The following is a 24,430-nucleotide window of genomic DNA, read 5'->3' as shown; positions in this document are numbered from 1 at the left end:
CTGTTTCAGGGTGTTCGACGGAAAAGACTGACCTGCGCCGCTGCGCGGCAGGGCGCGCGGCACGGGTTCAGGCTGAAGATACAGGCTTCATTGTTAACATTAGACACCGTCGAATGCTGAAAGCGCGTCAAAGCGTCATTTCCTTGGGTGCCAGGCGGCGCGGATCGTCCATCAAGCTCTTGGCCCGTTCGGTCGCTTCCCGGCGCTGGGCCACGGTCATGCAGATGCTCTTGTTCATGTTGCTGCCGGTGGCGCGCTCGCGGCGGCAGACCATGCGGCTGTCGGCCTTGGCACGGGTCATGATGGTATTGACCACTTCCTGATCGTTGAATATCTCGGTGAGCTGCTGCGCCGGCAGCTGGTCCATGCGCTCGCGGTCACCCATCCGGTTGCGGATACGGGTCACAGCCGCCTGTACCCGGCTTTTGTCTTCCATGCTGATCTCACTGTAAGCCTCGCTTCCCAGCGCGCGTTCGACATTGGCCAGTTGTTCGGCCACGGGCGCATCGGCGGTGATGGCCACCGCAGCATCCCGTCCCTTGCCGTCGGCGCCGGCCTGCGCGGCCAACGGGAGGCTTGCAAGCAACGCAATAGCGAGCAATCGATACATCCGCGACATCCTTATCCACATGTATGGGCGCCAACTTTACGAGCTTGGAAGCGGCACCCACAAGTTACTGATGGCAGGGTGGAATCTGGGCGCCACCGGCCTTCAATCCGGAAAAAGGCCCGGACAGCTGGCGCTGACCGGGCCTGAAGGTGTTTCCCGATTACCGTTCCTGCTGAGGAGGGCAGAGCTGCGGTTCGACAGAGCCTACGCCGGGATCGATTAAACCGATGTTAAGACCCTCCCCCACTGCAGAAACCCCTGTCAACCCCTTGTATTGACAGGTTTTTTCAACGAAACGACATGGTCGATGATGCGCCCGGCCAGGTCTTCCCGGCAGATCGCCTCGATGCCCTCCAGGCCTGGGGTGGAATTCACCTCCAGCACCAGCGGACCACGGCTTGAGCGGATCAGATCGACTCCCGCCACGCCCAGGCCCAGTGCCTTGGCCGAACGCACGGCCACCTGCTGCTCCGCCCGGCTCGCCTTGGCAGCGCGCGCACTGCCCCCGGCATGCAGATTCGAGCGGAAGTCGCCCTCCGGCGCCTGGCGCTGCATGGCGCCGACTACCTGGTCGCCGACCACCAGGCAGCGCAGGTCCGCGCCTTGGGCCTCACCGATGAACTCCTGCATCAGGAAGTTGGCATACAGTCCGCGCAGCGCCTCCACGATGCCGCGCGAGGCGCTGGCCTTCTCGGTGAGGATCACGCCGCGGCCCTGGGTACCCTCGTTGAGCTTCACCACGTGCGGCGGCGGGCCGAGCATCGAGAGCAGATCAACGGTGTCGTCCGGGTTGTCACCGAACACCGTGACCGGCATGTCGATGCCCTTGGAGGCCAGGATCTGGTGCGCCCGCAGCTTGTCGCGGGCGCGCAGGATGGCATCGGAGGGGTTGGGCGTGCGGGCCCCCATCATCTCGAACTGGCGCAGCACCGCCGTCCCGTACCGGGTGACCGAGGCACCGATGCGCGGGATCACCGCGTCCACCCCGGTGATCGGCCGCCCCTTGTAATGCATGGTGAAGCCGTCCGCCGCGATCCGCATGTAGCAGCGCAGCGGATCAAGGATGCGCACGGTATGGCCCCGCGCGCGCGCGGCCTCCACCAGGCGACGCGTGGAGTACAGCTTGCTGTTGCGGGACAGGATGGCGAGTTTCATCGCGGCGCAGGGGGCGGGAAAGCGCGAAGCATAGCGCGCGCCCGGGATGGTGCGATGACGATCTTCCCGCGATGTTTCAGCACGACAACCGTGCCGACAGCGGGCGGAGAAGATTTAAAAAAGGGGATTCAGCAGAAAGGCGCGGCAGTTGGAGCGGGTGAAGGGAATCGAACCCTCGTCAGTAGCTTGGGAAGCTACAGCTCTACCATTGAGCTACACCCGCAAGGCGCGGCGTAAGTCTATTCGGGCGGGGGCATGAAAGGCAACGGGCGGCACTGGGCCGCCCGTTGTTTCTCGCTTTCCGCTGCCGTGCGCGGTGCCCGCGAACGGGCACTGCGCACGCTGGATCAGAAGCTGGCGCCGAAGCTGGCGAACAGCGACACGTCACGTGCACGCTTCTGCATCGTGGTGGTGCTCATGCCGATGTTGCTGCTGAGGCCCCACAGGTTCAGGCGCGCACCCAGTACGGCGGTGGCGTAGTCCCGATCGAACTCCAGGCCCGGCACCTTGTACATGCCCACGTCCGGCATGCTCTGCAGCCAGGCGCTTGCCTGCTTGCTGTCCTCGAACTCGTGATCGTAGGTGACCTGCACGTACGGCTTGACGTTGCCGCCATCGAAGCGGGCCTGCCAGCCGACGCGGCCGACGGTCGAATCCACGTCCTGGTCGGCATAGCCCAGCGCCGAGGCGCTCGGGTTGGACTCGGCATAGCCATCCAGCTTCACCTTCTGCCAGATCACGGCGGCAACCGGACCGTGGCGGAAGCCGCCCTCGGTGCCGAACTCGTAACCGGCATTCAAGGCCGCGGTCAGGTTGCTGCCTTCCGGCGAGCCCTTGTGGATGCGCGTTGCCGGGCCGAGCTGCAGCTTGCGGGTCACGTCGTAGTCCAGCCAGCTGTAGCTGACCTGGCCGTTGACCCAGGCGCGCTCGCCATACCAGCCGGCGAACAGGCCCAGCGTGGTGTCGGACTGGGTGAAGTCACCCTTGTTGTTGCCGAAATCGGCGTCCATGCGGCCGTAGCCGGCGAAGCCGCCAACTACCATGCCGTCGCGCGCCCAATCCACACCGAACAGGCCGGCCGGCGCCATGCCGTCGTACAGATCGGCGTGCGCGTAGCGCTGCATGTCGCCGCGCAGGTTGCCCCACCAGCTCAGGCCGTCGGCCGGGCGGCCGTCGACGTGCCAGCTGACCTGGTCAGCGCGCGAACGGCCGATGGTCTGTGCCGAGTGGGTCAGGATCTGCTGGTTGCGCGGGGCTTCCAGGATCGACAGCGTGTACTGGCCCAGCATCTCGTGCGTGGCCGTGGTCGGGTGCACGCCGTCGGCGAACACGTAGCTGTTGGCAGCATTCGGGGTGGCGTAGCTGGTCGGGTTGCAGGTCAGCGACGACGCCGTCGTGCAGGCCGGGCTGGTCACGTTGACGAAGCCGTACTGGCCCGGGTTGGCGACGATTTCCTGCAGGATGTGGAAGGTATCGACCGGGATCACCTGCAGGCCGGCGGCCTTCAGGCCACCGAACAGGGCGTCGTTGTACGCCTTGGCCAGCGCGGTGCCGGCGGCCATGCCGGCCGGGCCACCGGCGCGGGCGCCCGGGGTCAGGCCGACGTCCGGAATGGTGGGCACCACGATGTATTCAGCGCCAGCGCCCTTCAGGGTGCCGACGATGCCGACCTGGTCGCGCACGGCGTTGGTCAGGGTCGAGACCAGCGGCGCGCCGGCCTGGATGGCGAACAGATCATTGGCACCGCCCCACACGGCGTACAGCGCGTTCGGGTCGGCCTTGCCGCCGTTGGCCGCCAGGTACTGCGCGGTCTGGGTCTTGAGCGAGTACACCGGAATGGCCGGGGTACCGGCAGCCAGCACCTGGGTGGTGTCCACGCCGACGCGCGCGCCGCCGATGGCGTAGTTGTCACCGGTCTGGCCGTTGCCGTGGGCCGCACCGTTGGTGCCGTAGTAGTTGGCCACGTGCTGGGCCCAGGTCCAGCCCGGGTTGGTGGTGAACTGGCCGGTCACCGGCTGCACCGAGGCGGGCAGCAGCGGACGGAAGTAGCCGGCATCGGTGAGGCTGTCGCCGATGAAGACGGTCTTGGTGTACGGCGACTGCGCCATGGCCGGCACCGCAGCCAGGGCGATGGCCACGGCCATGAGGGAGCGGATCGGGCGTTTGCTGAGCAACATGAAAATTCCTTTAAGGTGGGGAAAACGGCGGACGTACGCCGGCGCACGGTGCCATGTTTCCACTGCACCCCGCCGGCATCACGCTGCGTTGCGGCATGAACTGCCACAGCCCGCCGCCCGGCCATCGTTGGCCTGACGCTCGCGGCACCACTGCCGCGGGGCGCACAGGGTACGCACTGCAGGGTGATTGCGGGACAATACCGTCATGAACATCCAGCTCAACGGCGAGAACCGCCAGCTTCCGCACACCGCCACCGTCCACGATCTGCTGCGCAGCGAAGACCTGCTCGAGCGCCGCGTCGCGGTCGAGGTCAACGGCGAGATCGTGACCCGCAGCCAGCACGCCAGCCATGGCCTGCGCGAGGGCGACGTGGTCGAGATCGTGCATGCGCTGGGCGGTGGCTGAGGCAGCATCGTGACGCGCGATAGGCGATAATTCGGCCATGAATGCACCTGCCCCCACTGATTCGCTGGTGATCGCCGGCAAGACCTATGCTTCCCGCCTGCTCACCGGCACCGGCAAGTTCAAGGATCTGGAAGAAACCCGCCTGGCCACCGAGGCCGCTGGCGCCCGGATCGTCACCGTGGCGATCCGCCGCACCAACATCGGGCAGAACCCGGGCGAGCCGAACCTGCTCGACGTGCTGCCGCCGGACCGTTACACCATCCTGCCCAACACTGCCGGCTGCTACACCGCCGAAGATGCCGTGCGCACCTGCCGGCTGGCCCGCGAGCTGCTCGACGGCCACAACCTGACCAAGCTGGAAGTGCTGGGCGACCAGAAGAGCCTGTACCCGGATGTGGTGCAGACCCTCAAGGCGGCCGAGCAGCTGGTCAAGGATGGTTTCGAGGTGATGGTCTATACCTCCGATGACCCGATCCTGGCCAAGCGCCTGGAAGAGATCGGCTGCGCGGCGGTGATGCCGCTGGCCGCGCCGATCGGCTCGGGCCTGGGCATCCAGAACAAGTACAACCTGCTGCAGATCATCGAAGACGCCAAGGTGCCGATCATCGTCGATGCCGGCGTGGGCACGGCCTCCGATGCAGCCATCGCGATGGAACTGGGCTGCGACGGCGTGCTGATGAACACCGCCATCGCCGGCGCGCGCAACCCGATCCTGATGGCCAGCGCAATGCGCAAGGCCGTGGAAGCCGGGCGCGAGGCCTTCCTGGCCGGGCGCATTCCGCGCAAGCGCTACGCCAGTGCGTCCTCGCCGATCGACGGGGTGATCGGCTGATGACCAATCCTTTCGACAGCGCCGGTGCCAAGGCACCGCCCAAGCCCTTCACCATTACCGAAGGCCGCCGCGAGGTCCGCAGTTTCGTGCTGCGCCAGGGCCGCTTCACCCCCGCCCAGCAGCGTGCATTCGACGACCGCTGGCCGCGCTTCGGGCTGGACTTCACCGGTGAGCCACGCGATCTGGATGCTACCTTCGGGCGCGATGCACACAAGGTGCTGGAAATCGGCTTTGGCAACGGAGCCGCGCTGCGCTTCGCCGCGCAGCAGGACCCGAGTCGCGATTACATCGGCCTGGAAGTGCACGCCCCCGGCGTGGGCCGCCTGCTCAACGCCCTGGCCGACGACAATGCCGACCATGTGCGCCTGTACCACCACGATGCCGTGGAGGTGCTGGAGAAGGAAATCGCCGATGGCGCGCTGGATGAAGTGCGCATCTATTTCCCGGACCCGTGGCACAAGAAGCGCCACAACAAGCGTCGCCTGATCCAGCCTGGCTTTGCCGAGCTGCTGGTGCGCAAGCTGCGCGTCGGTGGACGCCTGCACTGCGCCACGGACTGGGAAGACTATGCCGAGCAGATGTGGGACGTGCTCGATGCCACCACTGGGCTGACCAACCGCGCCGGTCCGCGTGGGCAGGTCGAACGTCCGCAATGGCGCCCGCAGACCCACTTCGAAACCCGTGGCCAGAAGCTCGGCCATGGCGTGTGGGACCTGTTGTACGACCGCACCTGATCCCACAAGGAACCGCGCCACCCCATGGATACCGCGCTGACGCTGACTACCGACATGAAGCTCGTCCTCGGGCTGGTCGGCTTCACGATGGCGATGTTCCTGTTCGAGCGCATCCGCGCCGACGTGGTGGCGCTGGTGGTGCTGGTGGTGCTCGGTGTCACCGGGCTGATCGCGCCGGAGGAGATCTTCGGTGGTTTCTCCGGTAACGCGGTGATGAGCATCATCGCCACCACCATCCTCGGCGCGGGCCTGGACCGCACCGGGGCACTGAACCGGTTGGCGGCGTGGCTGCTGCGGCGCGGGCATGGCGTGGAGACACGCCTGCTGATGATGACCACCGCGATCGCCGGCTTGAACTCCTCGTTCATGCAGAACCCCTCGGTGATGGCGCTGTACCTGCCGGTCGCCTCACGGCTGGCCGCACGCACCGGGCTGACCCTGCAGCGCCTGCTGCTGCCGATCGCCGCGGCCATCGTGATGGGGGGCGCACTGACGATGGTCGGCAATTCGCCGCTGATTCTGCTCAACGATCTGCTGGCCTCGGCCAACAACAACCTGCCCTCAGGCCTGGCCACGATCGAGCCGCTGCGGATGTTCGCGCCGCTGCCGATCGGCGTGGCGCTGCTGATCGCCTCGCTGCTGTATTTCCGCTACTTCGGTGATCGCAAGCTGGTGGAGGAAGAGACGCTGGCCAACGATGGCGTCACCCCGTCGCGCACCGAAAGCTACTTCGCCAAGACCTACGGCATCGAAGGCGATGTGTTCGAGCTGGTGGTCACCGCCGAGAGCCCGCTGGTCGGCATGACCCTGGGCGAGGCCGAGAACGTGCACGATGCACCGCTGCTGCTGGCGCTCAAGACCGGCAATGACACCCGTCTGGCACCGCCGGCGGAGATGCGCATCTGGGTGGGCAGCGTGCTGGGTGTGATGGGCGCGCGCCAGCAGGTCAGCGATTTCGCACAGAACCAGTTCCTGCGGATGTCCTCGCGGTTGAAGCACCTGGGTGATCTGTTCAACCCGAGCCGCGCCGGCATTTCCGAAGCGGTGGTGCCGCCCACGTCCGACGTGATCGGCAAGAGCGCTTCGGACCTGCGCCTGCGCAAGCAGCGCGGCATCAGCCTGCTGGCGATCAACCGCGACAAGCAGGTGATCCGCGAAGACGTGCGCAATGTGGCCCTGCGCGCGGGCGACATGCTGGTCTTCCACAGCATCTGGACCGATCTGGCCCAGGCCGCCAAGAGCCGCGACTTCGTGGTGGTGACCGATTACCCCAAGGGCGAGCAGCGGCCGCACAAGTTCAAGATCGCGATGAGCATCTTCGCCATCACCATCCTGATCGCGCTGACCTCCAAGCTGCCCGTGGCGCTGACCCTGATGACCGGCGTGGCCGGCATGCTGCTGACCGGCGTGCTGCGCATGGACGAGGCCTACGCCTCGATCAACTGGAAAACCGTGTTCATGATGGCTGGGCTGATTCCGCTCGGCTGGGCGATGGACAGCAGTGGCGCGGCGGCGTGGATCGCCGGGCACACCATCGACCGCCTGCCGACCGGCATTCCGGTGTGGGTGCTGGAAATCGCGCTGGCGTTGTTGACCACGATGTTCTCGCTGGTGATCAGCCACGTGGGCGCAACCATCGTGATGGTGCCCATCGCGGTGAACCTGGCGCTGGCCGCCGGGGGCAGCCCGACCGCGTTCGCACTGATCGTGGCGTTGTCGGCCTCGAACAATCTGATGACCGCCTCCAACCCGGTGATTTCGATGATCACCGGCCCGGCCAATTACACCCCGCGTGAGCTGTGGCGCGTCGGCGCCCCGCTGTCGTTGATCTATACGGCGGTGGTGGTGCTGATGATCAACCTGATGTTCTAGGGAGTGCCGGCCGCTGGCCGGCCCGCCCGATGCCCCAGGTAGTGCCGGCCGCTGGCCGGCTCCACGTACGGTTGGCCGTCAAGAGCAGCCGGCCAGCGGCCGGCACTACCGGTCGGTGGGCGACATCCGAGGCGTAGAGACCAACGGTCGCTATCTACCGATGGGGCCCGGCCCAACGGTCGTTGTCACGCCAACCAGACCTGCCCGTCGCGCACCTGCACGGGCACCGCGCGCAGGCGATCACCACGGCATGGCCCTGCGACACAGTCACCGGTGTCCAGCGAGAATGAAGCGCCGTGCGCTGCGCAGACCAGGTGCCCTTCCTTGCTTTTCAGGAACTGCCCCGGGGCCCAATCCAACCGGCGGCCGGCATGGGGGCAGATGTTCAGCCAGGCGCGCACCTGGTCGCCGTCGCGGTACAACACCACCGATTCGCTGTCCCCCTCAATGCGGGCATCGGTTTCGGCGAACCCCCCGTCGGCCATGGCGTCCAGGGCGATGAGGGCGGCGGCGGCGGTCTCTGGAACGGACATGGCATCTACAAGAGGCAGTGGAGGCACAGTGTCTCACGCGCTCATGTCACTGGCTGCCGGATGAATACAAGTCATTGATTTGCAATGCGTGCGGGGGGCGTTTAACGCTTTTTTCACTCAGTCACAAAGGTCAGCACGGATACTCGTCCACTGCTGACCTCAGCCAAAAAGAGTGCCATGTACAGCCGCATCTTCCAGTTCAACCAGTTCCGTGCCCTGTTCGCGCCGCGCAAGCCGCGCCACCCGTTGGTGCGCGTCGCGGTCGGTCTGTTGGGCCTTGCGATCCTGGCCGCGCTGGTGTTCGTCGGTGTGTTCGTGGGCGCGGCGATGATCATCGCCGGTCTGGCATGGAAGCTGCTCGCCCAGCGCAAGAGTGCGCGCACCGTTCCGTCGCAGGTCGTGGACGGCGAGTACCGGGTGGTCCGCAAGCAGGCCTTGCCGATGTCGCGTTGATCAGCGCGCATTCCTCCTGATGACGGCCGCGCCCTGCGCGGCCGTTTCTGTTTCTGGCAGCGGGAAAACGCTCTAGACTGCGGCGAAACCTCTCCACAGGACGCGCGCATGACCGATGTAATTCCCACGCCCGAGCAACCCCGTATTCCGGTCGCCGGCGGCGGTACCTTCCCGGTGCGTCGTATCTACTGTGTCGGTCGCAATTTCGCCGATCACGCGCGCGAGATGGGCGCGGCCGTGCCGTCCGCCGATGATCGCGGCCGCCCGATGTTCTTCAGCAAGCCGGCCGATGCGATCGTGGTCGGCCATGACGATGTAATCCCCTACCCGCTCGCCACCCAGGACCTGCACCACGAGGTGGAGCTGGTGGTGGCGATCGGCAAGGACGCGCCTGCTGGCGAGCTGCCGGTCGACCAGGCCGAGTCGCTGGTGTTCGGGTACGGCGTCGGCCTGGACCTGACCCGGCGCGATCTGCAGGCGCAGGCCAAGGCCAAGGGCCACCCGTGGGATCCGGCCAAGGGTTTCGATCAGTCCGCCCCCGTGAGCGAGCTGGTCCCGGCCGGTGAAGTCGGCGATCTGGCCGCCCTCAATCTGTCGCTGGAGATCAACGGCGAAGTGCGCCAGCAGTCGCTGCTGGACCAGATGATCTGGAACGTGCCGGAGATCCTGCATGAGCTGTCCAAGTTGTGGGCGCTGCGCGCAGGCGATCTGGTGTTCATGGGCACGCCGTCCGGCGTCGCCGCCTTGAAGCCGGGCGACCGTTTCAGCGCGCGCCTGGAGAACGTGGCCGAGCGCCACGGCATCATCGCTGGATGACATCCGCTGCGTTACGCTGCGGCGTCTTTTTCCCCACTGCGACAGGAGAGCCCGATGGGTGTACTGACTGAGTTCAAAGAATTCGCCATGCGCGGCAACGTCATCGATCTGGCCGTCGGTGTGGTCATCGGTGCGGCGTTCGGCAAGATCGTCACCGCGCTGGTGGACAAGATCATCATGCCGCCGCTGGGCTGGATGATCGGCCGCGTGGACTTCTCCGAGCTGGCCTGGACCCTGGCCCCGGCCCGGGTTGCGGCCGATGGCAAAGAGATTCCAGCGGTGGTGATCGGCTACGGCGACTTCCTCAACACCGTGGTGCAGTTCGTGATCGTGGCCTTTGCGATCTTCATGGTCGTGAAGTTCATCAACCGCCTGGCCCGCAAGAAGCAGGCCGAGCCGGCCGCCCCGGCGGCGCCGAGCGAAGAAGTGCTGCTGCTGCGCGAGATCCGCGACAACCTCAAGCACTGAGGCGGCTATACGGGTAGTGCCGGCCGCCGGCCGGCAGCCCGGAAACGGTAGTGCCGGCCGCTGGCCGGCTCACCGGATAACCTGCATCGCGCGGAGCCGGCCAGCGGCCGGCACTACCTTGAGAACCCCGCTTTGGCGGGGATTTCGCTTTTGGAAAACAGCATTCGGCGGAGCATGACCTACCGCCCATGTGCGTCTGGGAGAGGCTGGTAAGCTCGGACGCTTCCGCCCCGTTTCCCGGAGTTCGTCCATGCGTCGCCGCGTCCTCGCCATCGCATCTTCCCTCGCCCTGCTGGCCGCACCCGCGTTCGCGGCGACCGGCATCACCACGCTGCCGCCCAAGTCGCTGGCCACTGCTGCCGAGCTGCGCGAGCAGGCGCTCAAGGACGACACCGGCTGGAAGGTGGTCGAGTCGCTCACCACCGAGATCGGCCCGCGCATCGCCGGCAGTGAAGCCGACGCACGCGCCGTGGCCTGGGCGGTGGCCAAGTTCAAGTCGCTGGGCTTTGACAAGGTCTGGACCGAGCCGGTCACCTTCCCCAAGTGGGAGCGCCGCAGTGAGCACGCTGAAGTGATCGGCAAGCATGCCCAGCCGCTGACGATCACCGCCCTTGGCGGCAGCCCGGGCGGCACGGTGGAGGCTGAAGTCGTGCGCTTCGCCGACCTGGCCGCGCTGCAGGCCGCGCCGGAAGGCTCGCTGAAAGGCAAGATCGCCTTCGTCGATTACCAGATGACCGCCTACCGCGATGGCCGCGACTACGGCAACGGTGGCGCGGTGCGCAGCAAGGGCCCGTCCGAGGCGATCCGCAAGGGTGCGATCGGCTTCGTGATGCGCTCGGCCGGCACCGATTCGCACCGCGTGCCGCATACGGGCATCACCCGCTTCGATGACGGCCTGACTCCAGTCCCGGCCGCGGCACTGTCGGTGCCCGATGCCAACCAGCTGGCGCGCCTGGTCGCGCTCGGCAGCACCACGCTCAAACTCAGCCTGGATTGCGGCTGGGACGGCAAGGCGACCTCGTACAACGTGATCGGCGAGATCACCGGGCGCAGCCTGCCCAAGGAAGTGGTGGTGATCGGCGGTCACCTCGATTCCTGGGACCTGGGCACCGGCGCGGTGGATGACGGCGCCGGCGTGGGCATCACCATGGCAGCCGGCCATCTGATCGGCCAGCTCAAGCAGGCGCCCAAGCGCACCATCCGCGTGATCGCCTTCGCCAACGAGGAGCAGGGCCTGTACGGCGGCAAGGCGTATGCCGAAGCGCACGCCAAGGATGTGGTACTGCACCAGCTGGCGGCCGAGAGCGATTTCGGTGCGGGCCGCATCTACGCCTTCAACACCGGCTCGCCGAACCCGGCCAACTCGCGCGAGGCCACCCGCCAGATCGCCGAGGTGCTCAAGCCGCTCGGCATCGAGTACGCCGCCGACAAGGGCGGCCCAGGGCCGGACGTGGGTCCGCTGGCGGCCAAGGGCGGTGCATGGGCGTGGCTGGCGCAGGATGGCAGCGACTACTTCCACCTGCACCACACCGCCGACGACACGCTCGACAAGATCGACCCGGCCGCACTGGCGCAGAACGTAGCGGCCTACACCGTGTTCGCCTATCTGGCGGCCGAGGCCGAGGGCAGCTTCGGCAGCGAAGCCAAGCCGACCACACCACCGAGCGAATGATCCCGACACGCAAGTGATGGGTACAAAAAAAGCCCGGTCGCACAGCGACCGGGCTACCGGGATACATCACACCCCACGCGGTGAGCGCCGCTAGACCCTCGCGGTCCGGACAAGCGGGGCGCCGCGCTGCGGGGGTGTCTCTCCTCACCCACGCAGCACCGCGTCCGCCCGGCACTGTGCGCAGTTTTCACTGCATGCACTATGCGATTAATCCGAAAGCGATGTAGTCACGACGAGTTCGGTGAAACCGATCACACCGTGGGCAGCGCGAATGATGACGCGCGTCCCCGAAACATGCGGCCAATGGTCAAACGCGACGGCGTCCAAACCACTGCGCCAACAGTACCGCCGTTGCCGAGGCAACGTTGAGGCTTTCCACCGCACCGGTACCGGGAATCGATACCTGGTGATCGCAGTCCTGCGCCAATTCGCGATCCATGCCTTCGCCTTCGGCGCCCATCACATAGACCAGGCGCGACGGCAGCGCGCTGGCGAACAGATCTTCGCCACCATCCACCAGCGTTGCGGCCAGGCTCAGCCCGGCTGCACGCAGCTGGGCCATGGCCTCGGGCAGTTCCGGCAGGCGCACCAGCGGCACCGATTCAGCGCCACCCTCGGCCACGCGCGCGGCCGCGCCGGACAACGCCAGCGTCGACCCCGGCGGCAGCAGCAGCCCGGCCACGCCGAAATGTGCCGCCGAGCGCAGGATCGCGCCGAAGTTGTGCGGGTTGCCCACGCCATCCAGCCACAGCGCCAGCACCGGTTTGTCGGCCGGCAGCGTAGCGAGCCACTCCTCCAGCTCCAGCATCGGTGCCCGCAGCACATCGGCCACCAGGCCTTCGTGATGCGTGGTTGCGGCGAGCTTGTTCAGATCCCCCTCTTCCACCACGCGGTAACCGACGCGGTTGGCCACGCACCACTTCAACACCGGCTGCATGCGCGGGATCAGCGACTCGGTCAGGTACAGCTTGCGCAGCGCCTGCGGGCGATGCTCGAACAGCGCCTGCACGGCATTCCAGCCGTACAGGCGCAGCTCGTCGTTGCCACGGCCGGGCGGCGGCGGGGTGCCACCTTCGCGGGGGGGCAGCGGCGTGGCGCGCGGCGGCCGTGCGGACGGACGGCGCGCATTCTTCCAGGGATCATTCACTACGGGACAGCTCCAGCTTGCGTTGACGCCAGAAATCGGCGTTCTTGATGCCCAGGGCATCGGGGTCGAAGGTCGGATCCAGGCCGAGCTTCTTTTGACGCTCATAGTCGCGCAGCGCCAGCATCGCCGGCTTCTGCACGATCAGGATCGCGATGATGTTCAACCACGCCATCAGGCCCACGCCGATGTCGCCCAGCGCCCACGCCATGCCGGCATTGTGGAATGCACCGAAGATCACCATGCCGATGATGCCCAGGCGCAGCAGCAGCACGGTCAGCGGGCGCTTGGCGTTGTTGTTGACGTAGGTCAGGTTGGTTTCGGCCATGTAGTAATAGGCCATGATCGTGGTGAAGGCGAAGAAGAAGATCGCGATCGCCACGAAGGCCGCGCCGAAGCCCGGAATGACGGTTTCCACCGCCGCCTGCGCGTAGCCCGCGCCCTCGGCGACACCGGCCAGGCCGGCGAACACGGGCGCGCCGCCCGGGACCGGGGAATACACGTTGTAGGTGCCCGCCGCCAGGATCAGGAACGCGGTGGCGGTGCACACCATCATGGTGTCGAAGTAGATCGCGAAGGCCTGCACGTACCCCTGCTTGGCCGGATGCGAAACCTCCGAGGCGGCCGCTGCATGCGGGCCGGTACCCTGGCCGGCCTCGTTGGCGTAGATGCCGCGCTTGACGCCCCACTCCACCGCCAGGCCCATCATCGCGCCGAATGCGGCATGCGCACCGAAGGCGCTGCTGAACACCGTGCGGAACATGTCCGGCACGCGGTCGTAGTTGATGATCATGATGGTGATGGCCATCAGGATGAAGGCGGCGGCCATGAACGGAACGACCACCTCGGCGAAGTTGGCGATGCGCTTGACGCCGCCGAAGATCACGACCGACAGCAGCAGCGCGACCACGATGCCGATGCCCAGCTTGAGCGCCTGCACCGATTCCAGGCCCATGAACTGCCCATCCAGCGGCCCGCACAAGGCGCCGCCACGGCAGGCATTGATGATGCTGTCGGCGATGGCATTGGCCTGCACGCCCGGCATCAGGAAGCCAGCGGCGATGATGGTCGCCACGGCGAATGCCAGCGCGTACCACTTCAGGCCCATGGCCTTTTCGATGTAATACGCCGGGCCACCGCGGTAGCGGCCTTCGGCATCCTTGGTCTTGTAGATCTGCGCCAGGGTGCACTCCACGTACGACGTCGAGGCGCCGAGGAAGCCCATCACCCACATCCAGAAGATCGCACCGGGGCCACCGAAGGCGATCGCGGTGGCGACACCGGCGATGTTGCCGATACCCATGCGCCCGGCCATGGACATGGCCAGCGCCTGGAACGAGGAGACACCGGCGTCGGATTTCTCACCCTGTACGGTGAGGCGGCACATCTCCACGAACCCGCGGATCTGCATGAAACGGGTACGGGCACTGAAGTACAGACCTGCGGCAAGACACAGGAAGATCAGCGCTTTGCTCCAGATGATCCCGTTGATGAAACTGACTACTTCTTCCACGCGCTCTCTCCAGTCGGCGGAAACAAAAGGAACGTCCCCGTCGGCTGGGACCCGGTCGATTCTCCACGATCCGGGCCGGACTGCGTAGTGGCAATTTCAATGAATGGGCGGCATTGCCGCCCATTCGGGTCAGGCATGGCCACCGACCGAAGGCGTTTCCGCTTCCTGGCGGGCCAGTTCGCGGGCCACGGCTTCCGGCGAGCGGGTGTACGGGGCCAGCAGCGAGTAGAACGCCGGCACCACGAACAGCGACAGGAAGGTGGACACGGTCACGCCGAAGATCACCACCACACCGATCGTGCCGCGGCTGGCCGAACCCGGGCCCCCGGCCACCACCAGCGGGATCGCACCGACCACGGTGGCGATGGAGGTCATCAGGATCGGGCGCAGGCGCACCATCGCCGATTCGACGATGGCCTGGTGCACGTTGCGACCTTCATCGCGCAGCTGATTGGCGAATTCCACGATCAGGATGCCGTTCTTGGCCGCCAGGCCCACCAGCATCACGATGCCGATCTGACTGAACAGGTTGATCGTGCCACCACTGACATACAGCCCCAGCAACGCGCCGAGCACGCCCAGCGGCACGGTCAACATGATCACCAGCGGATGGATGAAGCTCTCGAACTGCGCGGCCAACACCAGGAACACCACCAGCAGGGCCATCGCGAAGGTCAGCAGCACGGCGCTGCCGGCATTCTGGTACTCGCGCGATTCGCCCTTCCAGCTGATCTGTGCGTGCTGCGGCAGCTCCTCGCTGGCCACCTGCTGGGCCCAGGCGATGGCCTCGCCCAACGGGTAGCCCGGGGCCAGGCCGGCGCTGATGGTGATCGAGCGCAGCCGGTTGAAGCGGTTGAGGCTGCCGGCTTCGGCCACTTCGCTGAGCGTGACCAGGTTGGACAGCGGGACCAGTTCGCCGCCACTGGCACGCACGCGGATCGCGGCCAGATCGGCCGGCGAGGCACGGCCTTCGCGACCGGCCTGGACCAGCACGTCGTACTCCTCGCCGTTGTCGACGAAGGTGGTGACGCGGCGCGAGCCCATCATGGTTTCCAGCGCGCTGCCGATCGCGGTGACCGACACGCCCAGATCGGCCGCACGCTGGCGGTCGATGTTCACGCGCATCTGCGGGCGGGTTTCCTTGTAGTCCGAGTCGGTGCCGACCAGGCCCGGGTTGTCGGCCATGCGCAGCAGCATGCGGTCGCGCCACTGTGCGATTTCCGCGTACTCCGGGCCCCCCAGCACGATCTGGAACGGCTGGCCCTGGCTGCGCACCAGGCCACCACCGACCTGGGTGCGCACGCGTACGCCCCGCAGGTCATTGAGGTGGGTCTGCAGCTCGGCCGCCACATCCGGGGTGGACACATCGCGTTGGCGCCATGGCTGCAGGAACACGCTGATGCGGCCGGTGTGCATTTCTTCGCTGGAGCCCCAGCCACCGGGCACGCGCGGGTTGGCGCGCACGATCGGCTCATCTTCGCCAACGAAGCCGGAGACGATTTTCTCGACCTGCTGGACCTGGCCGACGGTGTAGTCGAAGCCGGCACCTTCCGGGCCATCAATCATGATCTGGAACGAGCCACGGTCTTCGGCCGGGGCCAGCTCGGACGGCAGCACCTTGAGCAGCAGCGCGCTGGCCAGCAGCGAGAGGATCATCACCACGATGTAGACCCACGTGCGGGTCACATGCGCTTCCAGGAAGCGCCCGTACGCCGCCGACAGGCGATCCAGATTGCGGTTGATCACCCCGTGCAGGCCCTTCGGTGCCTGGCCGGTATGCGGCTTGAGCAGCTTGGAGGCCATCATCGGGGTCAGCGTCAGCGACACGAACGCCGACAGCGCCACCGCCGCGGCCAGCGCCACGGCCAGCTCGCGGAACAGACGGCCGGTATTGCCTTCCAGGAAGCCGACCGGCAGGAACACCGCGACCAGCACGGCAGTGGTGGCGATCACCGCGAACGCCACCTGGGTGGTACCCCGCTTTGATGCGACCAGCGGTGGCTCGCCCAGATCGATGCGACGCTGCACGTTCTCCACCACGACGATGGCGTCATCCACCACCAGGCCGATACACAGCACCAACGCGAGCAGGGTCAGCAGGTTGATCGAAAAACCGAAGGCGTACAGCGCGATGAAGGCGGCGATCAGACAGACCGGCACCGTTACCGCGGGAATCAACGCCGCGCGGAAACTGCCCAGGAACAGCCAGATCACCGCCAGCACCAGCAGCATCGCCTCGACCAGCGTGGCGTACACGCGATCGACCGCCGCCTCGATGAAGGTGGTGTTGTCGAAGGCCACGAAGATGCGCGTGCCTTCCGGCAGCGTGCTGCTGATCCGGTCGGCTTCGGCGCGTGCTTCGCGGGCGACATCCAGCGCGTTGGCAGTGGAGGTCTTGACGATGCCCAGGCCGATGTTCGGCTCACCGTTGCTGCGGTAGTAGGCCCGGCGTTCGGACGAGGCCAGTTCGATCTTGGCCACATCGCCCATGCGCACGACGTAACCGTCGGTGCCCTTGCCGAGCGGGATGCCGGCGAAGTCCTCGGGTTTGACGTAGTTGCGCTCCACCCGCAGGGTGAAATCGCGGTCGGCCGATTCGATGCGGCCGGCCGGCAGTTCCACGTTCTCGTTGCGCAGCGCGCTTTCCACATCGCCTACGGTCAGACCGCGCGCAGCGAGCTGGTCGCGGTCCAGCCAGATCCGCATCGCATAGCGCTGGCGGCCACCGATGCGCACCTGGGCGACACCATCCAGGCTGGAGAAGCGGTCGACGATGTAGCGGTCGGCGTAGTCGCTCAGCTCCAGCGTATCCATCGAGGTCGAGCTCATGTTGAGCCAGATGATGGGGTCAGCGTCGCTCTCGACCTTGGCGATTTCCGGTGGCCGCGCCTCTTCGGGCATGCGGTCGGCAACACGGCTGACCGCATCGCGCACGTCGTTGGCGGCCGCTTCGATATCGCGGTTGGAGGTGAACTCGATACTGACCTGCGAGCGCCCGTTGGAGCTGCGCGCGTTGATCGTGTCGATGCCTTCAATACCGGCCAGGGCATCTTCCAGCACCTGGGTGATGCGGCTCTCGATGACCGCCGCCGAGGCACCGGTGTAATCCACCGAGACCGACACGATCGGCGGATCGATGGCGGGCAGCTCGCGCAGGGTCAAGCGGGTGAACGACATGAAGCCCAGCACGACCAGCAGCAGGCTCATCACCACGGCGAAGACCGGCCGCTGGATGGAAATGTCGGAGAGTTTCATCCGGCGGTGTCCGGCTGGGTGGCAGGTGCCGGTGCAGAGGTCGCGGGCGCGGCCTCATCAGCCTGCACTTTCAGGCCCGGGCGCAGCTTGCCGGTGCCGTCCACCACGATGCGGTCGCCCGCGGCGAGGCCTTCGCGGATTTCCACCACACCGCTGCGACGCCCACCGGCGATGATATCGGCGCGTTCCACGCTCTGGTCCTGCTTGACCCGGAACACGTAGGAATCGCGACCGACCTGGACCACCGCGATCTCCGGGATCACCAGCGCCTGGCGCTCCGGGCGGAACATGCGCACGTCCAGCAGCATGCCCGGGCGCAGTGCGTGGTCGGCATTGATGAAGTCCGCGCGCACGGTAACCGCACGCGTGCCGGGATCGACACGGGTATCGATGGTGGCGACCTCGCCTTCGAAACTGCGACCCGGGTACGCCACGCTGGTGGCAGTGACCTTGTCGCCGTTGCTCAGCGAGGCCAACTCGGCCTCGGGCACCTGGAAGTCCACGTGCATGCGCTCGATGTCGTCCAGGGTGGTGATCGCGGTGCTCGGCGTGACCAGCGAACCGGCGCTGACCTGACGGATGCCGAGCACGCCGGCGAACGGCGCGCGCACGCGACGGTCACCGATGTCCGACTGCATTTCACGCACACGCGCCTCGGCGGCATCGCGGATGGCGCGCTGCGTATCCAGGGTGGAGCTGGCCACCAGCTGCTGGGCCGCGAGTTCGCGCTGCCGCTTGTACAGCTGATCGGCTTCCTGGAAGGTCGCCTGGGCCTGCAGCAGGGCCGCTTCCTGGGCCTGGCCGCGCAGGGTCACCAACGGCGTACCGGCGCTGACCTGCTGGCCGCTCTCGAAGTGGACCGTTTCGATGATTTCGCTGACCTTGGCGGTGACCGTCACCGACTCGCGCGCCTTGGCCGTGCCCAGCGCCTGCAGGGTGTCGCTCCATGCCGAGGTCTGCACCACCTGGGTGGTGACCGGTACGGCGTCTGCCTGCCGGCGAGCGGCCTCGTCTTTGCTGCCACACCCTGCCAAAGCGACCAAGGCGATGCCAGCGGCGAAGCGCGCTGCGATGCGTCCCAACATGTAATGCAATCCCGGTTGTTTCTCGACCGCCGAGTGTATAGAGGGCCCGGGTGAAGGCATATGTGCCAAGCGTTTACCGGCGTCTTCACATCTACCGGTGACGGGCGAAAGCCCTTTCGTGCTGGGGGGCCTGGCGCGTGTAACGCCATGTATCAACGCATGTCGAAGTGCGCACTGCCTGCGACGCGGGGGAACGGTGGAATGCGCTGGCAGCCATCACCCTCTTTAGACGGTGATGGTCTGCGTCAGCGATTCCCAGGTCGGCGGCAGCGGCCAGTTGGCTTCCTGGTTGCCGTCGATCACCCGGCGCAGGTCGCGGGTATCGATCTGCGGGGCGAGCACGTGCACCAGTTCCAGCGCGTAATCACGCAGCACGCGGTCGCGCGGCAGCACCGCCCAGGCGATGCACTCGTCGATCGGCGCCGGGGCCGGCCAGGACCGAAGGTCTTCATCGCTGGCGTTGACCGCCATTTCCGCCAGCAGGCCCACGCCAAGGCCGGTGCGCACGTAGGTCTTGATCAGGTCCGCATCGAGGGCGGTCAAGGCGATGTCCGGGGTCAGCCCGGCGCTGGCGAAGGCGCGCTGCAGCGAGGAGCTGCCGCGGGTGGAGGATTCGTAGCTGATCAGCGGGTGGCTGGCGAGCGCCTGCAGGTCCGGCGCCGCGCCCGGGCGATCCAGCGCGTGCCCACGCGGCACCAGCACCAGCCGGCGCCAGCGGTACAGCGGAATGGCCAGGCCGGCCGTGGGCTCACCGCCCGCGGTGCTGATGATGGCGATGTCCGCATCGCCCTGGCTGAGCAGGTCCAGCGCGTCGCTTTCAGCGGCCTGCTGCAGGTGCACGCTGACCTGCGGGTAGGCCTGCTTGATGCGCGCCACCGCCGGCGGCAGCACGAAGCGCGCCTGGGTGTGGGTGGTGGTGAGCACCAGTTGGCCCTGGCTTTCACGGCGCTGGTTGGCCGCATAGGTCCGGATATTGTTGGCCTCGCCCAGGACGGCGCGGGCACGGCCGATCACTTCCACGCCCGCCGGGGTCACCGCTTCCAGGCTGCGGCCCTTGCGCACGAACAGCAGAAAGCCGAGTTCATCCTCCAGCTGCTTGAGCTGTTTGGACAGGCCGGGCTGGGTGGCGTGCACACGGGACGCCGCCAGTGTGATGTTCAGCTCGGCGTCGGCGATGGCGACCAGGTAGCGAAGTTGAGTCAGCGTCATGGGCGGGCGATACGGCGCATGGAGAGGGGGCCATCCGACTGTAGGGCAAATGCCGTCACCAGCTTATAACCAAACGTTGTTTAAGAAGGTAATCAGGTCATTTCGCGCGGTCATATGCCAGCGGTACGGTCTGACCGACCCCCGGCCCGGCCGCGCGCGGGCGCCTTGCGCCGCCACCGGCCCGACCCTTCCCCTGCCGCACGGCCCCCGGGCGGCACCGACTTCTCCGGAGCATCCCCATGGCCCTGTACGACTCCATCCTGGACACCATCGGCAACACCCCGGTGGTGCGCCTGCACCGTCTCGCCCCCAAGCACGTCAGCCTGTATGCCAAGGTCGAGTCGTTCAACCCCGGCGGCTCAGTCAAGGACCGCCTGGCGCTGGCGATCATTCTCGACGCCGAGGCCAAGGGCCTGCTCAAGCCCGGCGATACCATCGTGGAAGCGACGTCGGGCAACACCGGCGTGGCGCTGGCGATGGTGGCCGCCGCGCGCGGCTACAAGTTCGTGGCCACGATGGTGGAGACCTTCTCCATCGAGCGCCGCAAGCTGATGCGCGCCTATGGCGCCAAGGTGATCCTGACCCCGGCCGCCGAACGCGGCTCGGGCATGGTGCGCCGGGCGAAGGAACTGGCCGAGGAACACGGCTGGTTCCTGGCCAGTCAGTTCGCCAACCCGGCCAACCCGGCCTATCACCGCAACACCACCGCCCCGGAAATCCTGCGCGATTTCGCCGGCAAGCGACTGGACTACTTCGTGACCGGCTGGGGCACCGGCGGCACCCTGACCGGCGTCGGCGAGGTGCTCAAGGTGGCGCGACCGGAGACCCGGATCGTCGCCACGGAGCCGGAAGGCGCCGCCCTGCTCAAAGGCGACGAGTGGAAGCCGCACAAGATCCAGGGCTGGACCCCGGACTTCGTGCCGGAGGTGCTCAACCGCGGTGTCTACGATGAACTGCTGACCATCGACGACGCCCGCGCGATCGAGACCTCGCGCCGGCTGGCGGCCGAGGAAGGCATCTTCGTCGGCATCTCGGCCGGTGCCACGGTCGCCAGCGCGCTGGACATCGCCGCCAAGGCCGCACCCGGCTCGGTGATCCTGGCGATGCTGCCCGACACCGGCGAGCGCTACTTCTCCACCCCGCTGTTCGCCGACATCAACGAAGGCTCCGACGACGACTGGCTGGCCGGTCTGCCCTGATCCCGGCGTTGGTCCGTATGAACGAAACGCCCGCCTTGATCGGCGGGCGTTCTGCGTGGTGACGCGCTTCATCTTCCGTGAAGCGATCCGGCGGCATCGTGTGAATGTCAGCCAGCGCCCGCCGGGTCGCACTGCCTGAGACGACGATGACGCAGCCTAGATGTCGCGCAGGTTACGGTGCAGCGCAGGCACGTCATTTCGTTGTATGGACCCGGTATCAGCACGTAAGGAGCGGTACGCATGAAGATCGAAGTGTGGCAGGGCGACATCACGACCCTGGCGGTGGATGCGATCGTCAATGCGGCCAACGAATCCCTGCTCGGCGGCGGTGGCGTGGACGGCGCGATCCATCGCGCGGCCGGCCCGCAGCTGCTCGACGCCTGCCGCGCCCTGCCGGAGATCCGCCCCGGCATGCGCTGCCCGACCGGGGAAGTACGCGAAACTCCGGCGTTCGATCTGCCGGCAAAGCACGTGTTCCATACGGTCGGCCCGGTCTGGCAGGACGGTCTGCGCGACGAGCCGGCGCTGCTGGCCAACTGCTATTGGAAGTCGCTGCAGCTGGCTGAAAAGCTGGAACTGGAATCCATCGCCTTCCCGGCGATCAGCTGCGGGGTGTTCGGGTACCCGCTGCACCAGGCCGCCCATATCGCCGCCACCGAAACCCTGACCTGGCAGCGCTCGCACCACCAGCCACGCCGGATCATCCTGGTGGCGTACAACGCGGCCACGTACAAGGCCTACCAGTCGGCGCTGGCCGCGCTGGGTCAGCCGGTCGAGCCGTCAACCTCGGCGATCTTCGCGCCGCTGGCGATGGGATTACCACCGGCGGCGGCGCACTGAAGCGTCAGCCCACGCCATAGACCCACTGCGCGAAGAACGGCTGCAATGATCGGCCGGCCGCGGTTTCCATCGCACGCTGGAAATCGGCGGTCACCACCGACCGCCCATCATTGGCCTGCGTGTACGCACGGATGCCGCGCCAGAACGCGGCCTCGCCCATTTCGCCGCGCAACAGGTGCAGTACGTACGCGCCCTTCTGGTACACCACCGCGCGGTCATCGCCGGTCGGCGCGCTCCAGTCCGCGTACACCAGCGCATGATCCGCGCCCTTGGCACGCAGCGCGTCCAGCCGCGTGCGCCAGATGGTGACCTGCGCCTGGTAGGCCGCCTCTCCCTGCGCCTGCTGGAGGTAGGCGGCGGTCATGAAGTTGGCCATGCCTTCGTTGAGCCAGAAATGTTCCCAGCCGGCGCAGGTCACCCGGTTTCCCCACCACTGATGTGCGGCCTCGTGCGCCATCAACGCGGTTTGGGCGGGGTCTTCCAGCAATTGCTGGCCGTAGCGCTCGGACATCAGCGATAGCCCGGCCATTTCCTGCCCGATCGTGCGGGCCACCAGCGCCTGCTGATAGTCGCCGCGATACGGCAGTCCCGCGCGTGCGGCGAAGAAATCCAACATCGCGCCCGTAGCGGTGAACACGCGCTGCAGCTGCCCGGGCGAGCGCTCCCTGGACAGGAACCGCAAGCCGGTCGCGCCATGCTGCTGGGTGGCTTCGTGATAACGGCCCGCGGTGAAGCCGTAGACATACCCCGGCATCGGCGTCTCCAGCTGCCATCGGTGTTCGATGCGCCCATCGGGAAGCGTGCGCACCGGCAGCGCGCGACCGGTCCCGGCGGCCAACAGGCCCGCCGGCAGGGTCACGGACAGGGCCAGCGTGGCGCGCTCGTCGGGGGCATCCACCGAGGGCATCCACTGACTGGTCGAAAAGATCGTGTAGACCTCGTCGCGCTCGGGCGCGAATTCCAGGCCATACGGCGGTTGGCCGTGATAGCGGATCGTCACGCTGGCGGTATCGCCCCGCGCAAGCGGTTCGGCCAGCGTGATGTGCACCTTCGCCTCGTCCTGCGCGAACGCCAACCCGCGATCGCCCTGCAGCACCGCCGTCACCTTGAGCGCGCCGCTGTCCAGCGTCACTGCGCGCAGCGCATGCTCGGCCCGGAACCGCACCGTCTGCTCGCCAGTGACGCGCTTGTGGGCGATGTCGGGCACCAGCGCGACCTCGTAATGCAGCACATCGAAGCCGCGCGATGCCACGGCGTGCGCCGATGCGCTCACCAGCAGCAACGGCAGTACACACAGCCAGATACAGAGGCGAGCGAACATGAGACCCATCCATGCGAAGGTGGACCGCATCGTGCCAGAGCACGCGCGCCTTTGCGCACCGTTGTATCGCGCAAACAAAAACGCCGGCACAAGGCCGGCGTTCTCGTTGACGGTGGTCAGGCGTGAATCAGCCGTTCCACTTGCCCAGGGCGGCCTGGCCGTTTTCCTTGGCGCGATCAAACACGGTCTGCTGTGCCTTGGCGATGTTGGCCTTGGTGTCCTTGGCCCACAGCTTCAGCGCAGCCTGCTGCATGGCGCGGCCGTAGGAGAAGCTCAGCGGCCACGGCAGGTTGCCCATCTGGTTCATGGCGTTCAGATGCGCGGTGGACTGCTCATCGCTCTGGCCACCGGACAGGAACACCACGCCCGGCAGGATCGCCGGCACGGTGCTCTTGAGGCACATCACGGTCGACTCGGCCACTTCCTCGACGTCGGCCTGCTCTTCGCAGCCCTTGCCGGAGATGACCATCGAGGCCTTCAGGATGGTGCCTTCCAGCAGCACGTTCTGCTGGTACAGCGCGTCGAACAGCGAACGCAGGGTGGCTTCGGTGACTTCGTAGCAGGTCTCGATGTCGTGGTCGCCGTCCATGATCACTTCCGGCTCGACCATCGGCACCAGGCCGCATTCCTGGCACAGCGCCGCATAACGGGCCAGCGCGTGGGCGTTGGACTCGATGCAGGTGCCCGACGGGATGCTTTCACCGATGTTGATGACCGCACGCCACTTGGCGAAGCGCGCACCCAGCTTGTAGTACTCCTGCAGGCGCTCGCGCAGGCCATCCAGGCCTTCGGTGACCAGCTCGCCCGGGCAGCCGGCCAGGGCATGGGCACCCTTGTCGACCTTGATGCCCGGAATGATGCCCTGGGCCGCCATGTACTTGGCGAACGGGACGCCATCCTTGGTGGACTGACGGATGGTCTCGTCATACAGGATCGCGCCGGAGATGTGCTCGTTCAGCTTGGGCGTGGTGAGCAGCAGTTCGCGGTAGGCGCGACGGTTCTCCTCGGTGTTCTCCAGGCCGACGCTGGCGAAGCGCTTGCCGATGGTGCCGGTGGATTCGTCGATCGCGATGATGCCCTTGCCCGGGGCGACCATGGCCTGTGCGGTTTCAGCCAGCTGTTCGATGCTCATGTAC

Annotated in this window: 21 protein-coding genes and 1 tRNA gene; 10 read left to right on the top strand and 12 right to left on the bottom strand. The window is 66.8% G+C overall.

Going from position 1 to position 24,430, the window contains the following annotated elements; all coding sequences use genetic code 11:
• Positions 1–127: 127 nt before the first annotated feature.
• From K4043_RS09345 to K4043_RS09330, 4 genes are all read right to left on the bottom strand, one after another.
• Positions 128–610: a hypothetical protein gene (locus K4043_RS09345; RefSeq protein ID WP_265309096.1), complete on the bottom strand. Its 483-nt coding sequence runs from the start codon at positions 608–610 to the stop codon at positions 128–130.
• 261 nt (positions 611–871) lie between these two features.
• Complete coding sequence (gene rimK, locus K4043_RS09340) at positions 872–1,765, bottom strand: 30S ribosomal protein S6--L-glutamate ligase (protein ID WP_123730353.1); 894 nt, start codon at positions 1,763–1,765, stop codon at positions 872–874.
• A gap of 149 nt (positions 1,766–1,914) precedes the next feature.
• Positions 1,915–1,988, bottom strand: a tRNA-Gly gene (locus tag K4043_RS09335).
• Between the two features lie 124 nt (positions 1,989–2,112).
• On the bottom strand, positions 2,113–3,942 hold the full coding sequence (locus K4043_RS09330; protein ID WP_265309093.1) for an autotransporter domain-containing protein: 1,830 nt from the start codon (positions 3,940–3,942) through the stop codon (positions 2,113–2,115).
• Between the two features lie 205 nt (positions 3,943–4,147).
• Here K4043_RS09330 and thiS point away from each other — a divergent pair, with 205 nt between their 5' ends.
• The 4 genes from thiS to K4043_RS09310 are packed head-to-tail and all read left to right on the top strand — an operon-like array spanning position 4,148 to position 7,786.
• Positions 4,148–4,348 (top strand): sulfur carrier protein ThiS, encoded by a 201-nt coding sequence (gene thiS, locus K4043_RS09325; protein ID WP_123730349.1) that lies wholly within the window; start codon positions 4,148–4,150, stop codon positions 4,346–4,348.
• Positions 4,349–4,385: 37 nt separating this feature from the next.
• The gene (locus tag K4043_RS09320; RefSeq protein WP_265309092.1) at positions 4,386–5,180 is read left to right on the top strand and encodes a thiazole synthase; all 795 of its coding nucleotides are present in this window, start codon (positions 4,386–4,388) and stop codon (positions 5,178–5,180) included.
• Positions 5,180–5,914 carry a tRNA (guanosine(46)-N7)-methyltransferase TrmB gene (gene trmB, locus K4043_RS09315; protein ID WP_265309091.1) on the top strand — a complete coding sequence of 245 codons (735 nt, stop codon included), beginning with the start codon at positions 5,180–5,182 and terminating at the stop codon, positions 5,912–5,914. Before K4043_RS09320 ends, trmB begins: the two co-directional genes overlap by 1 nt.
• A 24-nt stretch (positions 5,915–5,938) precedes the next feature.
• Positions 5,939–7,786: an SLC13 family permease gene (locus K4043_RS09310; RefSeq protein ID WP_121039313.1), complete on the top strand. Its 1,848-nt coding sequence runs from the start codon at positions 5,939–5,941 to the stop codon at positions 7,784–7,786.
• A 185-nt stretch (positions 7,787–7,971) separates the two neighbouring features.
• On the opposite strand, the gene K4043_RS09305 is transcribed toward K4043_RS09310, so the two are convergent.
• Positions 7,972–8,319 carry a Rieske (2Fe-2S) protein gene (locus tag K4043_RS09305; RefSeq protein WP_265309089.1) on the bottom strand — a complete coding sequence of 116 codons (348 nt, stop codon included), beginning with the start codon at positions 8,317–8,319 and terminating at the stop codon, positions 7,972–7,974.
• Between the two features lie 177 nt (positions 8,320–8,496).
• Here K4043_RS09305 and K4043_RS09300 point away from each other — a divergent pair, with 177 nt between their 5' ends.
• The 4 genes from K4043_RS09300 to K4043_RS09285 all read left to right on the top strand — a co-directional run bounded on the left by K4043_RS09300 (position 8,497) and on the right by K4043_RS09285 (position 11,728).
• Positions 8,497–8,772, top strand: a complete 276-nt coding sequence (locus K4043_RS09300; RefSeq protein WP_121039319.1) for a hypothetical protein — start codon at positions 8,497–8,499, stop codon at positions 8,770–8,772.
• Positions 8,773–8,880: 108 nt separating this feature from the next.
• Positions 8,881–9,588: a fumarylacetoacetate hydrolase family protein gene (locus K4043_RS09295; protein ID WP_123730346.1), complete on the top strand. Its 708-nt coding sequence runs from the start codon at positions 8,881–8,883 to the stop codon at positions 9,586–9,588.
• Between the two features lie 54 nt (positions 9,589–9,642).
• A complete protein-coding gene (mscL, locus tag K4043_RS09290; RefSeq protein ID WP_123730345.1) occupies positions 9,643–10,056 on the top strand; it encodes a large-conductance mechanosensitive channel protein MscL in 414 nt (137 codons plus the stop codon).
• Between the two features lie 250 nt (positions 10,057–10,306).
• Entirely contained in the window at positions 10,307–11,728 is a 1,422-nt protein-coding gene (locus tag K4043_RS09285) for a M20/M25/M40 family metallo-hydrolase (RefSeq protein WP_265309086.1), read from the top strand.
• 307 nt (positions 11,729–12,035) lie between these two features.
• Here K4043_RS09285 and K4043_RS09280 read toward each other — a convergent pair whose 3' ends face one another.
• The 5 genes from K4043_RS09280 to K4043_RS09260 all read right to left on the bottom strand — a co-directional run bounded on the left by K4043_RS09280 (position 12,036) and on the right by K4043_RS09260 (position 19,934).
• On the bottom strand, positions 12,036–12,875 hold the full coding sequence (locus K4043_RS09280; RefSeq protein WP_265309085.1) for a TrmH family RNA methyltransferase: 840 nt from the start codon (positions 12,873–12,875) through the stop codon (positions 12,036–12,038).
• Complete coding sequence (locus tag K4043_RS09275) at positions 12,868–14,385, bottom strand: alanine/glycine:cation symporter family protein (RefSeq protein WP_259259334.1); 1,518 nt, start codon at positions 14,383–14,385, stop codon at positions 12,868–12,870. The genes K4043_RS09280 and K4043_RS09275 overlap by 8 nt, the downstream gene beginning before the upstream one ends.
• A 129-nt stretch (positions 14,386–14,514) precedes the next feature.
• Positions 14,515–17,640: an efflux RND transporter permease subunit gene (locus K4043_RS09270; RefSeq protein WP_123730341.1), complete on the bottom strand. Its 3,126-nt coding sequence runs from the start codon at positions 17,638–17,640 to the stop codon at positions 14,515–14,517.
• Positions 17,637–18,725, bottom strand: coding sequence for an efflux RND transporter periplasmic adaptor subunit (locus K4043_RS09265; RefSeq protein WP_265309084.1), 1,089 nt, complete (start codon positions 18,723–18,725; stop codon positions 17,637–17,639). The genes K4043_RS09270 and K4043_RS09265 overlap by 4 nt, the downstream gene beginning before the upstream one ends.
• A gap of 225 nt (positions 18,726–18,950) precedes the next feature.
• The gene (locus K4043_RS09260; protein WP_121039345.1) at positions 18,951–19,934 is read right to left on the bottom strand and encodes a LysR family transcriptional regulator; all 984 of its coding nucleotides are present in this window, start codon (positions 19,932–19,934) and stop codon (positions 18,951–18,953) included.
• 239 nt (positions 19,935–20,173) lie between these two features.
• Here K4043_RS09260 and cysK point away from each other — a divergent pair, with 239 nt between their 5' ends.
• The gene (cysK, locus tag K4043_RS09255) at positions 20,174–21,133 is read left to right on the top strand and encodes a cysteine synthase A (protein WP_265309082.1); all 960 of its coding nucleotides are present in this window, start codon (positions 20,174–20,176) and stop codon (positions 21,131–21,133) included.
• Between the two features lie 240 nt (positions 21,134–21,373).
• On the top strand, positions 21,374–21,973 hold the full coding sequence (locus K4043_RS09250) for an O-acetyl-ADP-ribose deacetylase (RefSeq protein WP_123730339.1): 600 nt from the start codon (positions 21,374–21,376) through the stop codon (positions 21,971–21,973).
• 4 nt (positions 21,974–21,977) lie between these two features.
• Here the strand turns inward: K4043_RS09250 and K4043_RS09245 are convergent, their stop codons facing one another.
• Together K4043_RS09245 and K4043_RS09240 are read right to left on the bottom strand one after the other, a co-directional pair.
• Positions 21,978–23,294, bottom strand: coding sequence for a M1 family metallopeptidase (locus K4043_RS09245; RefSeq protein ID WP_265309081.1), 1,317 nt, complete (start codon positions 23,292–23,294; stop codon positions 21,978–21,980).
• 127 nt (positions 23,295–23,421) lie between these two features.
• Entirely contained in the window at positions 23,422–24,426 is a 1,005-nt protein-coding gene (locus K4043_RS09240) for a class I fructose-bisphosphate aldolase (protein WP_123730338.1), read from the bottom strand.
• Positions 24,427–24,430: the final 4 nt, after the last annotated feature.

It is taken from the genome of Stenotrophomonas sp. SRS1 (assembly GCF_026130205.1).
GTDB classification, from domain to species: domain Bacteria; phylum Pseudomonadota; class Gammaproteobacteria; order Xanthomonadales; family Xanthomonadaceae; genus Stenotrophomonas; species Stenotrophomonas rhizophila_B.
The sequence above is the reverse complement of the archived record's forward strand: the minus strand, read 5'-3'. Positions and strand labels throughout refer to the sequence as shown.

What these genes read in the sequence shown, in the direction of transcription:
- K4043_RS09345 (WP_265309096.1), bottom strand. Translation starts at nt 610, where the DNA reads ATGTATCGATTGCTCGCTATTGCGTTGCTTGCAAGCCTCCCGTTGGCC.
- thiS (WP_123730349.1), top strand. Translation starts at nt 4,148, where the DNA reads ATGAACATCCAGCTCAACGGCGAGAACCGCCAGCTTCCGCACACCGCC.
- K4043_RS09285 (WP_265309086.1), top strand. Translation starts at nt 10,307, where the DNA reads ATGCGTCGCCGCGTCCTCGCCATCGCATCTTCCCTCGCCCTGCTGGCC.
- K4043_RS09320 (WP_265309092.1), top strand. Translation starts at nt 4,386, where the DNA reads ATGAATGCACCTGCCCCCACTGATTCGCTGGTGATCGCCGGCAAGACC.
- K4043_RS09265 (WP_265309084.1), bottom strand. Translation starts at nt 18,725, where the DNA reads ATGTTGGGACGCATCGCAGCGCGCTTCGCCGCTGGCATCGCCTTGGTC.
- K4043_RS09240 (WP_123730338.1), bottom strand. Translation starts at nt 24,426, where the DNA reads ATGAGCATCGAACAGCTGGCTGAAACCGCACAGGCCATGGTCGCCCCG.
- K4043_RS09245 (WP_265309081.1), bottom strand. Translation starts at nt 23,294, where the DNA reads ATGTTCGCTCGCCTCTGTATCTGGCTGTGTGTACTGCCGTTGCTGCTG.
- K4043_RS09260 (WP_121039345.1), bottom strand. Translation starts at nt 19,934, where the DNA reads ATGACGCTGACTCAACTTCGCTACCTGGTCGCCATCGCCGACGCCGAG.
- K4043_RS09300 (WP_121039319.1), top strand. Translation starts at nt 8,497, where the DNA reads ATGTACAGCCGCATCTTCCAGTTCAACCAGTTCCGTGCCCTGTTCGCG.
- K4043_RS09250 (WP_123730339.1), top strand. Translation starts at nt 21,374, where the DNA reads ATGAAGATCGAAGTGTGGCAGGGCGACATCACGACCCTGGCGGTGGAT.
- trmB (WP_265309091.1), top strand. Translation starts at nt 5,180, where the DNA reads ATGACCAATCCTTTCGACAGCGCCGGTGCCAAGGCACCGCCCAAGCCC.
- K4043_RS09310 (WP_121039313.1), top strand. Translation starts at nt 5,939, where the DNA reads ATGGATACCGCGCTGACGCTGACTACCGACATGAAGCTCGTCCTCGGG.
- K4043_RS09305 (WP_265309089.1), bottom strand. Translation starts at nt 8,319, where the DNA reads ATGTCCGTTCCAGAGACCGCCGCCGCCGCCCTCATCGCCCTGGACGCC.
- K4043_RS09295 (WP_123730346.1), top strand. Translation starts at nt 8,881, where the DNA reads ATGACCGATGTAATTCCCACGCCCGAGCAACCCCGTATTCCGGTCGCC.
- rimK (WP_123730353.1), bottom strand. Translation starts at nt 1,765, where the DNA reads ATGAAACTCGCCATCCTGTCCCGCAACAGCAAGCTGTACTCCACGCGT.
- mscL (WP_123730345.1), top strand. Translation starts at nt 9,643, where the DNA reads ATGGGTGTACTGACTGAGTTCAAAGAATTCGCCATGCGCGGCAACGTC.
- K4043_RS09270 (WP_123730341.1), bottom strand. Translation starts at nt 17,640, where the DNA reads ATGAAACTCTCCGACATTTCCATCCAGCGGCCGGTCTTCGCCGTGGTG.
- K4043_RS09330 (WP_265309093.1), bottom strand. Translation starts at nt 3,942, where the DNA reads ATGTTGCTCAGCAAACGCCCGATCCGCTCCCTCATGGCCGTGGCCATC.
- cysK (WP_265309082.1), top strand. Translation starts at nt 20,174, where the DNA reads ATGGCCCTGTACGACTCCATCCTGGACACCATCGGCAACACCCCGGTG.